The organism is Pelomonas sp. CA6 (genome assembly GCF_022549225.1).
Taxonomy (GTDB): Bacteria; Pseudomonadota; Gammaproteobacteria; order Burkholderiales; family Burkholderiaceae_C; genus Roseateles.
Window position 1 is genome coordinate 202,910 of the sequence record NZ_JAKZFD010000001.1, and the last position, 12,031, is coordinate 214,940.

Consider the following 12,031-nt stretch of genomic DNA (forward strand, 5'->3'; position numbering starts at 1 on the left):
GCGTCAGTGCGCATGGCCGCCATCGCCGGGCGCGGCGCGCAGCAGCAGGCGCACCGCGGGCGCCTTCAGGCCCTGGGTGGAAACACCGGCTTCGGGCACCTGGGCCCAGTCCCACTGGCCCTGGGCGCAGTCCTGCCTCACCTTGAACCACAGCGCCGCGGGCGCGGCGGTCGGGGCGCTCATGGCGGGGAGCTGGCCGCGCAGCACGAACTCGTCGTACCACTCGTCGCGCAGCCAGTGCTCCTCGCCGCGCGCGGTCCAGCGCACCTCCACGACGTCTTCGGTGATGCGCCGGCCATGCGACTCGTAGGGCTGGGCCAGCGGCGCCTTGCGCGTCTCCAGCAGCCAGCCCGGCTTGGGGCTGGGGCGGGCGCCGCGCAGGCCCTCGGGCAGCAGCACGGTGATGCGCGTGGTGGGCGAGCCGTCGCAGCCATGACCGACGCGCAGCACGGCCTTGTAGGCGCTGCCGGCGACGGCCTCGGGCTGCTCCAGCGTGATGTGGGCCAGCGCCGGGCCGGCGGCCAGCGCCAGCAGCGTGGCGCACAAGGTGGGGAAGGTGGTGCTCATGGGGATCTTCATCGTGAGAACTCAGAGGTCGAACTTCAGCTCGGCGCTGTAGCTGCGCTGCGGATAGGGATGGAAGTTCCAGTAGTGGCAGTCGTTGAGGTTGTCGATGCCCAGCGCGGCACTCCATTGGCGGCTGATGCGCCACAGCAGGCGCGCGTCGACGCTGGCGAAGCTGCTGACGCCCATATAGGCCTGGCCGTGGGTGTCGGCGTTGTTCAGCGTGCGGTACTGGCGGCCGCTGTAGCGGCCGGCCAGCGTGGCGCTCCACTGCTCGTTGACGCGGTAGCTGGCGACCACGGTGGCACGCCAGCGCGGGATGTTGGGCTGCCACTTGCCCAGCGTGTCGCCGGGTGTGCTGACGAAGCCGCTGTTGCGCCGGATCCTGGAATCGGCATAGGTCAGACTCGCGGTCAGGTCCAGGCCGCGAGCCAGCCAATCGGTGGCCGTCAGCGCGGCCTCCAGCCCGGAAGTGGCGATCCGCTCGATGTTCTGCACGCGGCTGATGTTTTTGTTCGCCGCGGTGTCGTAGACGGTCTGCGCATACAGCGCGTCGCGGGTGCGTTCGGCGAAGTAGGTCAGCCGCGTCTGCACCGGGCCCCATTCCTGCTGCGCGCTCAGCTCGGCGGTCCAGGACTTCTCGGGCCTGAGCAGCGGGTCGTTGATGTACAGGGCGTTGCTCGTCGAGGTGGCGCCATAGAGCTCGCCCACCGTGGGCATGCGCACCGCCCGGCCCAGCGAGGCCTTGAGCACGGTGTCCAGGCTGGCCTGCCAGGACAGCGCGGCCTTGGGGGAGAGATGCGTTTCGCTGCGCGGCGCATGCGCGATGCCCTGGCTGGCCGAGAAGTCGGTGCGCCCGCCCTCGGCCCGCCAGTGCTCGGCGCGCAGTCCCAGATGGGCCTTCCAGTCATCGTCGATCAGCCAGGCGTCCTGCAGATAAGCGCTGCGCAGCCGGGTGTGGCCGCGCACCTGGCTGAGCAGCGCGCCCGGGCCGTCCTCCCGGTAGTTGCCCGCGATTTCACTGTTGCGGTAGCGCAGGGTGTAGCGGTCCTGCTGCAGGCCGAGGTCCAGCACATGGCGTCCCGCGCCCAGCGCGGGGCGCCAGATGCCCTTGAGCGCCAGCGTGTTCCAGCCGGTGCCGCTGCCGTCGGCCAGCGTGCCAGGGCCGCCGCTCCAGGCGGCTGGCTGCGGGTTGGCGGCGCCATTCTGGCGCTTGTCGTCCTTCTGGTAGTCGTAGAGGCTGGCCGCCAGCTCCCAGTCCCATTCGCCGCCGCGGTGGCTCTTGACCGACAGGCCGTGCATCGCATGCCGCGACTGCTCGCGCGTGAGCGCGAAGTCGGCGCCGCTGAGGCCTTGCGTGCCGACCACGGTCTTGCCCTGGATCGACTGCGGGCCGGTGAAGAAGGCCAGGCCGTCGATGTTGATCGCGCCGCTGTAGACGGGCCGGCCGTTGGCATCGCGCAGATCGCTCTGCGACCGGCCGTCCGCGTCGTTGCGCCACAGGCCCAGCACATAGCTGGCGCTCAGCGTGGGGCTGAGCTCGTAGGCGAGCTTGAGCTTCAGATGGTCCTGACGGGTGCTGTACTGCGTGGCCGAACCCAGCATGAACCAGGGCTGGCCGCTGCTGTTGGGCACCCGCCAGGCCCCGGTCACCGGGGTGCCGACGCCCGGCGCGGCCACGCCATTGCTGAGCAGGCGGTTGGCGAAGGTCAGCGGCTGGCCGTCGCTGTCGGTGCGGTTGAGGTTGAGCCACCAGCTCAGGGCGCCGTCGCGGCTGCCCACCGAGGCGCTGGCCTGCCAGGCGCGGTAGGTGGCGTGGGTGCCGTAGAGCGCGAACGGCTGCAGCGTGGTGCCCAGCTTGGCATGCGCCTCGAAGCGCGTGGGCATGCGGGTCTGATAGTCCACCACCGCGCCGGCCGAGTTGCCCGGATAGGCCGCGGAGAAGGGGCCGTACATCACGTCCACGCGCTCGATTTCCTCGGGCGTGACCAGGCCCCAGCGCGGCGGGAAGGACAGCCCGCCGACGCCGTTGCCCAGGTAGTTGGACAGCAGGATGCCGTCGGCGTAGACGGCCGAGCGCGCGCTGTTGCCGGTGCCGGACGCGCGGCTGGACAGGATGGCGTGGTTGTAGTCGCCGATGTAGCGCTTGCGCACCAGCAGGCTGGGGAAGTACTTGAGCGCATCCTCGGCGTCCATCGCGTTGACGCTGCGCGCGATCTCCTCGCGTGTCGCGCTCTCGCGGGTGGTGGGGATGTTGCTGGGCAGCGAGCTGGGCGCACGGCCCTGGACCTGCACCAGGCCCAGCGTGTGGCGCGGCGGGGCCGCTTCGGTGCTGTCGTCGCCGCAGTCTTCGCAGGCCAGGGCGGGCAGGGCGGGGGCCAGCGCGATCAGCGCCAGGGCCTGGGCGCAGGCCCGCGCGACGCGGCGGCGCGGCGCGCGTGGGGAACGGAACATGGGAATCCTTCGTCGAACAAACGCCCCGTCGCCGCGAGCGGCGCGTGGGAACAGGGCAGGGGCGTGCCCGTCAGTCGGGCACGCGGTCGTCAGACGAGGACGGAGGGCGGAGCGCGGGCGGCCGCGGGCCGCCAGGCGTGGGCGCCTTGGGGCGCGCTGAAGAAGCGCTCGGGCGCGCCGAAGCGCAGCTCGCTGCGCAGCGCCAGCACCGGCTCGGGCGCTGGAGGCAGGCCCAGGCCCTGGGCCTGCAGCTGGCAGGCGGGGCAGGGATGGAACAGCGCGTCGGCATCGGCCGAGCGCGCGGGCGCGCCGCCGCGCGGGACGACGACGCTGGACAGGCACAGCTGGGTCCACGGCGGCAGCTCGCCGCGCTGTGCGCTCAGGGCCATGCTCGCCGCGGGCAGCCAGGAGGCGACCCACAGGCACAGCAGCACGGCGAACCGCAGCGGCAGGGAGGGACGACGCAGGACCGGGGACATGGCGCCATTCTAGGAGGGGCGGTTGCCGCAATCCTTGATCTGGGCGAGGTTCGCGCAGCCGCGCAGCGCAGGGGCGGCGCGGCTGTCCCCGCAGAGGGGCGGACGGGCCCGTCCCCCGAGCGGCCGATCAGAAGCGGTGGCGCAGGCCGGCGGAGACGCTGTAGCCCGAGGACAACCCGTCCACCTTGTCGCTCATGCCGACCAGATAGAGGTCGGTGCGCTTGGAGATGAAATGGTCATAGCCCACCGACAGGGTCTTGCGGTCCGCGCCGACGCTGGCGTTGATCACGCCGTACTGGGCCAGGATGCGCCCATCGCCAACCGGCACGGTGGCGCCGACGGAGGCGAGCTTGTAGTCCAGCGCCTTGGTCTTGTTGTCGACCTTGGTGTACTGGCCGAAGAGCTTGACCACGCCGGCGTCGTAGGAGACGTTGCCCTGCCAGGTCTTGGTGTCGTCGATGGTGGCGCCCTTCTTCACGTCCTGGTAGACCAGCGCCGCGGCGAGCGGGCCGCCGGCGTAGTTCAGGCCCAGGCCGGTGTTGCGGCCGCCGTTGGCCTCGCCCGCGGCGACGAAGGCCGTGCCGCTGAAGCCGCCGAAGACCGGCGTGCCGTACAGCACCGAATCGTTCCAGCCCGAGTCGCCGGACACGGTGTTGCTGGTGAACACATGGCGGATGCTGGGCGAGTAGCCGAAGCTGTCGCCGAAGGCATTGAAGCTCAGCGTGCTGACGAACAGCGGCGTGGTGTTGCGGCCCAGCTTGACCCAGCCCCAGTCCTTGCTGGACAGGCCCACCCAGGCGTTGCGTGCCCAGAAGGCGTCGCCGTTGTAGCGTCCGGCCTGGCCGCTGTCGCCGCGCAGAAAGCTGTCGAGCTGGAAGATCGCGCTCAGCCCACCGCCCAGGTCCTCGCTGCCCTTGAAGCCGATGAAGCTGGTGCTCATCTTGCCGCTCTCGGCGTTCTTCACCGAGCCGCTGGCGCCGGGGTCCTTGCTGACGCCCACGCTCATGTCGAAGAGCCCGTAGAGCTGCACCGTGCTCTGCGCCTGTGCCGCGCCGGCGGCCAGCAGCAGCGCGCCCAGCGCGCCCGCGGCAAGAATCTTCTGGTTCATTGGGAAACTCCTGTTTTGTGGTGAGGAAAGAGAGGATCAGGACTGCGTGCCGCGATGCGCCCAGCCGGTCAGGCGGCGCTCGGTCCACGCGAAGAGTTCGTACATCGCCATCGCCATCGCGCCGACCACGACCAGGCCGGCGAAGGCCAGCCCCATCTGCATCGACGAGCCGGCGGAGATCAGCAGATAGCCGATGCCTTCGTTCGCCGCGGTCATCTCGGACACCGTGGTGCCGACGAAGGCCAGCGTGATGGCCACTTTCAGCGCCCCGAAGAAGTAGGGCAGGCTGCGCGGCAGGCCGACCTTGATCAGCACGTCGCGGCGGCGCGCGCCGAGCACGCGCAATACGTCCTCCAGCTCGGGTTCCAGCGTTGCCAGTCCGGTGGCGATGTTGACCATGATGGGAAAGAAGCTGATCAGGAAGGCGGTCAGCACCGCGGGTCCGACGCCGATGCCGAACCACACGACCAGGATGGGCACGAAGGCCGCCTTGGGCAATGCGTTGAAACCCGTCATCAAGGGATACATCGCCGCATAGGCCAGGCGCGAGCTGCCCATCAGGCAGCCCAGCAGCACGCCCACCACGATGGACAGCGCGAAGCCCAGCATCGTGACCCAGAAGCTGCGCCAGGCATGGGCGAGGATGGTGGCGTGGTGCTCCCACAACTGTTCGGCGATGCGCGCCGGGCTGGGGAAGACGAACTCCGAGACCTGGAACAGGCCGCAGATCGACTGCCACAGCAGCAGCATCAGCAGCAGCAGGATCCAGTGCGCGTGGCGGCGCATCAGCAGGGCGCCGGGCTTCATTGCGCGATCTCCATGCCGTGCTTCTTCATGGCGCCGATGTGGCCGCGCAATTCGTGCACGATGTCGCCGAACTCCGGCGTGTAGGTGAGGTCCAGCTCGCGCGGGCGCGCCAGCGGGATGTCGCGCCGGACGATGAACCGGCCCGGGCCGCGGCTCATCACATAGACCGTGTCGGCGAGGAAGACCGATTCGCGCAGGTCGTGCGTCACCAGGATCACGTTGAAGCCCCGTGCCGCCTGCAGGTCGCGCAGCGTGCACCACAGCTCCTCGCGCGTGAAGGCGTCCAGCGCGCCGAAGGGCTCGTCCAGCAGCAGCAGCTGAGGCTCATGGATGAGCGCGCGGCAGATGCTGGCGCGCTGCTGCATGCCGCCGGACAGCTGCCAGGGGTACTTGTCCTCGTAGCCGGCCAGCCCCACGGTCTTCAGCAGCGCGCGGGCGCGCGCCTCGTATTCGGCGCGCTTGTGCCTCAGCTGGCTGCGATGCGGCTCGACGATCTCCAGCGGCAGCATCACATTGGCCAGCGTCGTGCGCCAGGGCAGCAGCGAGGCCGACTGGAAGGCCATGCCGCTGATCTTCAGCGGCCCGTGCACGGTGCGGCCGTCGACGCGGATCTCGCCGCGCGAGGGTGCCTTCAGCCCGGTGCTGAGCTTCATGAAGGTGGACTTGCCGCAGCCCGAGGGCCCGACGATGGCGATGAACTCGCCGCGCCCCACCTTCAGGTCGATGGCCTCGACGGCGAACCGGCCCTGTGCCAGCAGCGCGTCGTTGTAGGCCAGCCAGACGTCGCGGAACTCGACGAAGGGGGGCGGGTGGAAGGGCTCCGCCGTGGGGTGGGGGGCGCTCATTTCTTCGCGGCGGGAGGCAGCACGTTGAGCTCGGCCGCGGCCGGCAGCAGGCTGCCGTTCCAGACCGCCGCGGGGTCCACGCGGGTCTTGGTGCCATAGGCGTCGGAAACCTGGCTGGCCATCAGGCTCAGGCGTGGCGCGTTGACCTGGCCGAAGCCTTCGGCGCGGGCATCCGGGCTCGCGATCACCGCGTCGATCGCCAGGCGCAGGCGGCGCTTCTCCAGCGCTTCGTTGATGAGGCCGTCGCGCGCCTTCACATGGGCGATCGCGTCGTCGGGTTTGGCCATCACCTCGCGGGCGCCCCTGGCGAAGGCGCGCAGGAAGGCGCGCAGCTGGTCGGGCCGTTCCTTGATCATGCGCGGGCTGGCGATGATGACGTTGCCGTAGAGCTTCACGCCGTGTTCGGCATAAGGGAAGAGCCGGACTTCGTCGGCCTTCACGCCGCGTGCCTCCAGGTTCAGCAGCGAGGTGAAGGAGAAGCCGGTGATTGCGTCCACGTCGCCGCGCACCAGCATGGTCTCGCGCAGCGGCGGGTCCATGCTGATCCAGTTCACCGCGGCCAGCTTGTTGGCCTTGGCCAGGATGGGGAAGCCGCGTCGGCCGGCGTCGAACACCGGCGCGCCCAGCTTCTTGCCGCCCAGATCGGCCAGCGACTGGATGCCGGACTTCTTCAGCGTCAGCACCGCGGCCGGCGTGTTGTTGTAGACCATCATCACGGCGACCGGCTTGTTCGGCGCGTCCGGGTTGTTGGCATGGAACTCCATCAGCGCGGCGAGGTCGGCAAAGCCCATGTCGTAGGCGCCCGAGGCCACGCGCGTCACCGCGCCGCCGGAGCCGTTGCCGGCATCGACGCTGACCTCCAGCTTCTCGTCCTTGAAATAGCCCTTGGCGACGGGCAGCAGGAAGAGCGCGGCCGGGCCTTCGAAGCGCCAGTCGAGCTGGAACTTGATCGGTTGGGTCTGCGCCTGCGCTTGCGGCCCGAGCAGGGCGCTCAAGGCCAGGCCGGCGGCGAGACGGCGGGCGAACCCGCGGCGGGAGAAGGGCATGGATGGCTCCGGGTCAGGGGTCAGGACTTGCCTCGAGGGGCTGTCCTGATTCAGCAAGGTCCATGCCACGCCGCGCCCGCGCCGCCCGGCGCCGGCGCCGTGGCCTTTGCGCCACGGCGAGCGGCCGCGGGCGTGACGGAATCACGCGATCGGGCTTCCCGCGGACGCGCGAAGCCTGGCTTGCCGTGCCGCGAGCACTGCGCTGGGCCGGCCCGCGCAGGTCATGCCCCAGCATGGATCACCAGGACCCAGCTTGGGGCTGGGACGCCACGCGCGATGCCGTGTGTGTGCGCTGACCGTGTGTCCCCTGGAGCTAGGTCAAGCTCATGTCAGCCGACGGCTCTCAGAATTTGCGTCATCCGCAACCAGCCTCAAGCCGCAATGTCCTACCAAGCGCAGTACCGTCAGAAACTCGTCAGCCCCGTGGAGGCTCTGGACCAGGTGCGCGATGGCGACCACATCGTCGTGCCCACCGGTGTGGGCGAGCCGCCGGCGCTGCTGGGCGCGCTGTCGGACCAGCGGCGCCGCTTCCATGGCGTGCAGGTGGCGCAGATTCTGCCGGTGCGCAAGTTCGGCTACTTCGATCCCGAGACCCTGGACCATGTGCGCCACGTCGCCTACTTCTTCGGCGGCGCTTCGCGCGCCGGCGGGCAGGCCGGCTGGGTGGATTTCATTCCCAGCTATTTCTCCGAGATGCCGCAGCTGATCGAGCGCGGGCTGATCCCGGCCGACGTGGTGTTCGCGCTCGCGTCGCCGATGGACGAGCACGGCTATTTCGCGCTGAGCCTGGCGGCGGACTACACCATGGCCGCGCTGGCCAAGGCGCGCGCCATCGTGCTGGAGGTGAACCCCCAGGTGCCCTTCGCGTTCGGGGCCTGCCAGGTGCATGTCTCGCAGGTGGCCGCGCTGGTGGAGAACGACGAGCCGGTGACCGAGGTCGGGCTGCCCAGCATCGGGCCGGTGCAGCAGGCCATCGGCAAGTACGTGGCCGAGATGATCGACGACGGCGCCACGCTGCAGATCGGCTACGGCGGCATTCCCGACGCCGTGGTGATGCAGCTCACCAACAAGAAGGACCTGGGCGTGCACACCGAGATGATCGGCGACGGCATCCTGAGCCTGATCGAGGCCGGCGTCGTGACCAACCGGCGCAAGAACTACCTGCCCGGCAAGACCATCGCGACCTTCGCGCTGGGCTCGCGCAAGCTCTACCAGCATCTGCACCGCAACCCGGGGCTGGAGATGCATCCGGTGGACTTCACCAACGACCCCTATCTGGCGGGCCGCAATGACCAGCTGGTCGCGATCAATGCGACGCTGCAGATCGACCTGCTGGGCCAGTGCGGCTCCGAAAGCCTGGGCCCCGTGCCTTATTCGGGCACCGGCGGCCAGGTTGACTTCGTGCGCGCGGCCAACCGCTCGCGCGGCGGCAAGGCCATCATCGTGCTGCCCTCCACCGCGAAGAACGACAGCATCTCGCGCATCGTGCCCACGCTGACGCCCGGCACCCATGTGACCACCGGCAAGAACGACATCAACTACGTCGTCAGCGAGTACGGCGTCGCGCAACTGCGCGGCAAGAGCGCCAAGCAGCGCGCGCAGGAGCTGATCGCCATCGCCCACCCCGACTTCCGCGCCGAGCTGCGCGAGCAGGCGCGGCGGCTGAACCTGCTCTGATCAGGCGGCGCGCAGCAGATCCGCCAGCGTCCGCGCCACCACCTGGGTCGCGCGGCGCAGGTCCGCGAGCGCCAGGTGTTCGTCGGCGCGCTTGGCATTGGACTCCAGCACGGTGCGCGGGCCGGCGCCGTAGATGGCCGCGGGGATGCCGTGCTCGCCATACAGGCGCACATCGGTGTACAGCGGCGTGCCGGAAACGGGGATGGGTTCGCCGAAGACCGCGCTGGCATGGCGCTGCAGCGCGTCGACCAGCGGCGCGTTGCCCGGCAGCGGGGTCAGCGCGCGGGCCAGCAGCAAACGCCGGATCTCCACCTGCAGGCCCGGCCGCCGCGCATTGAAGCGGGCCGCGGCCTGCGCGATGGTCTCGCGCACCTGGGCCTCGACCTGCGCCGGGTCCTCCTCGGGGATCATGCGCCGGTCCAGCTTCAGCACCACCTTGCCGGGCACGACATTGGTGTTGGTGCCGCCCTCGATCCGGCCCACGTTGAGATAGGGATGGGTGATGCCCGGCACGGCGCTGCGCACGCGCTGGTAGTCCTCGTTCAGCGCATAGAGCGCGTTCAGGATCGCGACCGCGCCCTGCAGCGCGTCGACGCCGGTGTCGGGGATCGCGGCATGGGCCATGCGGCCCTGCACCGTGACCTCCATCTGCAGACAGCCGTTGTGCGCGGTCACGACCTGGTAGCTGAAGCCCGCGGCGAGCAGGAAGTCGGGCCGGGTCAGGCCCTTCTTCAGCAGCCAGCCCGGGCCCAGCTCGCCACCGAACTCCTCGTCGTAGGTGAAGTGCAGCTCCACCGCGCCGCGCAGCGGCAGGCCGGAGTTTTTCAGCGCCAGCAGCGCGTAGGTGTAGGTCGCGAAGTCGCTCTTGCTCACCGCGGCGGCGCGGCCGTAGAGGCGGCCGTCGACGATCTCCGCGCCATAGGGGGCCTGGGTCCAGCCCTCGCCCGGCGGCACCACGTCGCCATGCGCGTTCAGCGCGATCGTCGGGCCGTCCGCGCCGAAGCGTTGGCGCACGATGAGGTTGGTGATGGACTGCAGGCCCTGGGCACGCACCTCGGCCTCGGGCACCGGATACGCCTCGACCTCCAGGCCCAGTTCGGCGAGCAGCCGCGCGCTCAGCTCGGCATGCGGCGCGTTGTTGCCGGGCGGGGTGTCGGTGGGCTGGCGGACCAGGGCCTGAAGCAGGCGGACCTCGTCGTCGAAATGGGCGGCGATCCAGGCGTCCAGCGCGGCGTAGGCCGTGGTGTTGTCGGAGGTGGCGTTCATCGTGGTGAATCCTTGGCGAGGCCGTCCAGCAGCGCGGCGAAGGCCTGCACGCACAGTTCGGTGTCGTCGTTGCTGATGGCTTCCAGCGGGTTGTGCGAAATGCCGAGGTTGAGCCCGCGCTGGAAGAGCATGGCCTGGGGCATCACATGGTGCAGGGTCATCGCGTCGTGGCCGGCGCCGGAGGGCAGGCGCAGCACCGGCAGGCCCAGGTCCGCGACGGCGGCCTCCCAGCGCGCCTGCCAGGCGGGATGGCTGGGCGCGGCGGGCGCGGCCATGGTGGGCTCCAGCGTGAAGCGCAGGCCGCGGCGGGCACAGATCGCGTCCAGCTGCGCGCGCACCTCGGCGTCCAGCGCGTCGCGGGTCGCGTCGCTCGTCGCGCGCAGGTCCAGGCTGAAGCGGCAGCGGCCCGGCACGACGTTGATCGAGCCGGCCGGGACTTCCAGCACGCCCACGGTGCCCACCGCGTCGGGCCATGCGGCGGCGCGCTGTTCAACGAAGAGCAACAGCTCGGCCACCGCGGCCGCGGCATCGCGGCGGCGGTCCATCGGCGTGGTGCCGGCATGCGAGGCCAGGCCGCGCACCTCGCCGAGGTAGCGGCGGCTGCCGTTGATGGAGCTGACCACGCCCAGCGGCAGGTCCAGCTCGGCGAGCACCGGCCCTTGCTCGATGTGGACCTCGACGAAGCCCCGGTAGCGGGCCGGGTCGCGCGTCAGCGCGCGGATGGCCTCCAGCGTGCCCGGCAGGCCGGCGGCCCGCATGGCGTCGCGCATCGCGATGCCGTCGGCATCGCGCTCGTCCAGCCAGGCCGGGTCGAAGCGACCCGCCAGCGCGGACGACGCGAGGAAGGTGGCCTTGTAGCGCTGCCCCTCTTCCTCGGCGAAGCCCACCACCTCGATGCCGAAGGGCAGGCGCCGCCCGGCGCGCCGCAGCGCGCGCACGCAGGCCATGGGCACCAGGATGCCCAGCCGGCCGTCGTACTTGCCGGCGTTGCGCACGGTGTCGTAGTGGCTGCCGGTGAGCAGGCGCGGCGCGGCGCGGTCGCTGCCGTGGTACAGGCCGACGACGTTGCCCACCGCGTCCAGGCTCACCTCGTCAAAGCCGCAGTCCTCGCGCATCCATTGCATCAGCTGGCGCGCGACGGCCTGGTGCGCCGGCGTGAGATAGGTGACGGTGAGCTGGCCCTGCTCGGCGAAGCCGGCGTCGGCATGCCGGGCCAGCGACTCGGCCCAGTCCCAGACGCGGTTGCCTTCGGTCGGTTCGACGCCGAACTTGTCGTTCAGCCGGATCTCGGCGATGCGGTGGATGTTGCGCAGGCATTCGGCGCGCTCCTGGTCGGGGTGCGTATCGAGCCGGCGCTCGAAGGCGGCGATGATCTCCTGCCGCGTCAGGCCGGTGCCGCGTGGGCCGCGCACGGCCAGGATGAAGGGCCAGCCGAAGCGCGCGTTGTAGTCGGCGTTGAGCTGCTGCAGCCGGGCGAACTCCTGCGGCGTGCAGGCCGTCAGGCCGGCGCGGCTTTGCTCGTCGGTCGATTCGGCGGTCAGGGTCTGCGCCACCATGGCCTTGCCGGCCAGCTCGGGGTGGGCGCGGATCAGGCCCAGCTGCTTGTCCACGCCGGCCTCGCGCACCACACGGGCCAGCGCATGCTTGAGCTGGGCCAGGGAGCGGAAGGGCCGGGCCGGCGCGGCGCGCTCGGCGATCCAGGGCGAATGCTCGTACGTGCCGTCCAGCAGCGCGACGAAGTCGTCCGTGCTCGCGGCGTTGAGTCGGTCTAGCGTCAGGGCCATG

Annotated in this window: 10 protein-coding genes; 1 reads left to right on the forward strand and 9 read right to left on the reverse strand. The window is 70.6% G+C overall.

Annotated features, from left to right (window positions below):
* Positions 1–3: 3 nt before the first annotated feature.
* The 7 genes from LZ017_RS00960 to LZ017_RS00990 all read right to left on the reverse strand — a co-directional run bounded on the left by LZ017_RS00960 (position 4) and on the right by LZ017_RS00990 (position 7,303).
* Entirely contained in the window at positions 4–567 is a 564-nt protein-coding gene (locus tag LZ017_RS00960; protein WP_241298172.1) for a YcnI family protein, read from the reverse strand.
* A gap of 21 nt (positions 568–588) precedes the next feature.
* Positions 589–3,018 carry a TonB-dependent receptor gene (locus tag LZ017_RS00965; RefSeq protein WP_241298173.1) on the reverse strand — a complete coding sequence of 810 codons (2,430 nt, stop codon included), beginning with the start codon at positions 3,016–3,018 and terminating at the stop codon, positions 589–591.
* Positions 3,019–3,107: 89 nt separating this feature from the next.
* Positions 3,108–3,497: a DUF2946 family protein gene (locus LZ017_RS00970; protein ID WP_241298174.1), complete on the reverse strand. Its 390-nt coding sequence runs from the start codon at positions 3,495–3,497 to the stop codon at positions 3,108–3,110.
* Positions 3,498–3,624: 127 nt separating this feature from the next.
* Positions 3,625–4,605, reverse strand: a complete 981-nt coding sequence (locus tag LZ017_RS00975) for a porin (protein ID WP_241298175.1) — start codon at positions 4,603–4,605, stop codon at positions 3,625–3,627.
* A 36-nt stretch (positions 4,606–4,641) separates the two neighbouring features.
* On the reverse strand, positions 4,642–5,412 hold the full coding sequence (locus tag LZ017_RS00980; RefSeq protein ID WP_241298176.1) for an ABC transporter permease: 771 nt from the start codon (positions 5,410–5,412) through the stop codon (positions 4,642–4,644).
* Complete coding sequence (locus LZ017_RS00985) at positions 5,409–6,257, reverse strand: ABC transporter ATP-binding protein (protein ID WP_241298177.1); 849 nt, start codon at positions 6,255–6,257, stop codon at positions 5,409–5,411. Before LZ017_RS00985 ends, LZ017_RS00980 begins: the two co-directional genes overlap by 4 nt.
* Positions 6,254–7,303 carry an ABC transporter substrate-binding protein gene (locus LZ017_RS00990; RefSeq protein WP_241298178.1) on the reverse strand — a complete coding sequence of 350 codons (1,050 nt, stop codon included), beginning with the start codon at positions 7,301–7,303 and terminating at the stop codon, positions 6,254–6,256. The genes LZ017_RS00985 and LZ017_RS00990 overlap by 4 nt, the downstream gene beginning before the upstream one ends.
* Positions 7,304–7,684: 381 nt before the next feature.
* Here LZ017_RS00990 and LZ017_RS00995 point away from each other — a divergent pair, with 381 nt between their 5' ends.
* Positions 7,685–8,980, forward strand: a complete 1,296-nt coding sequence (locus LZ017_RS00995; protein ID WP_241298179.1) for an acetyl-CoA hydrolase/transferase family protein — start codon at positions 7,685–7,687, stop codon at positions 8,978–8,980.
* Here the strand turns inward: LZ017_RS00995 and LZ017_RS01000 are convergent, their stop codons facing one another.
* Both LZ017_RS01000 and uraD read right to left on the reverse strand, forming a co-directional pair.
* Positions 8,981–10,246, reverse strand: a complete 1,266-nt coding sequence (locus LZ017_RS01000) for a M20/M25/M40 family metallo-hydrolase (RefSeq protein WP_241298180.1) — start codon at positions 10,244–10,246, stop codon at positions 8,981–8,983.
* On the reverse strand, positions 10,243–12,030 hold the full coding sequence (gene uraD / locus LZ017_RS01005) for a 2-oxo-4-hydroxy-4-carboxy-5-ureidoimidazoline decarboxylase (protein WP_241298181.1): 1,788 nt from the start codon (positions 12,028–12,030) through the stop codon (positions 10,243–10,245). Before uraD ends, LZ017_RS01000 begins: the two co-directional genes overlap by 4 nt.
* Position 12,031: the final 1 nt, after the last annotated feature.

Bases quoted from the DNA above. Each gene is read 5' to 3' on its own strand.
- LZ017_RS00960 (WP_241298172.1), bottom strand. From the start codon at position 567: ATGAGCACCACCTTCCCCACCTTGTGCGCCACGCTGCTGGCGCTGGCC.
- LZ017_RS00965 (WP_241298173.1), bottom strand. From the start codon at position 3,018: ATGTTCCGTTCCCCACGCGCGCCGCGCCGCCGCGTCGCGCGGGCCTGC.
- LZ017_RS00970 (WP_241298174.1), bottom strand. From the start codon at position 3,497: ATGTCCCCGGTCCTGCGTCGTCCCTCCCTGCCGCTGCGGTTCGCCGTG.
- LZ017_RS00975 (WP_241298175.1), bottom strand. From the start codon at position 4,605: ATGAACCAGAAGATTCTTGCCGCGGGCGCGCTGGGCGCGCTGCTGCTG.
- LZ017_RS00980 (WP_241298176.1), bottom strand. From the start codon at position 5,412: ATGAAGCCCGGCGCCCTGCTGATGCGCCGCCACGCGCACTGGATCCTG.
- LZ017_RS00985 (WP_241298177.1), bottom strand. From the start codon at position 6,257: ATGAGCGCCCCCCACCCCACGGCGGAGCCCTTCCACCCGCCCCCCTTC.
- LZ017_RS00990 (WP_241298178.1), bottom strand. From the start codon at position 7,303: ATGCCCTTCTCCCGCCGCGGGTTCGCCCGCCGTCTCGCCGCCGGCCTG.
- LZ017_RS00995 (WP_241298179.1), top strand. From the start codon at position 7,685: ATGTCCTACCAAGCGCAGTACCGTCAGAAACTCGTCAGCCCCGTGGAG.
- LZ017_RS01000 (WP_241298180.1), bottom strand. From the start codon at position 10,246: ATGAACGCCACCTCCGACAACACCACGGCCTACGCCGCGCTGGACGCC.
- uraD (WP_241298181.1), bottom strand. From the start codon at position 12,030: ATGGCCCTGACGCTAGACCGACTCAACGCCGCGAGCACGGACGACTTC.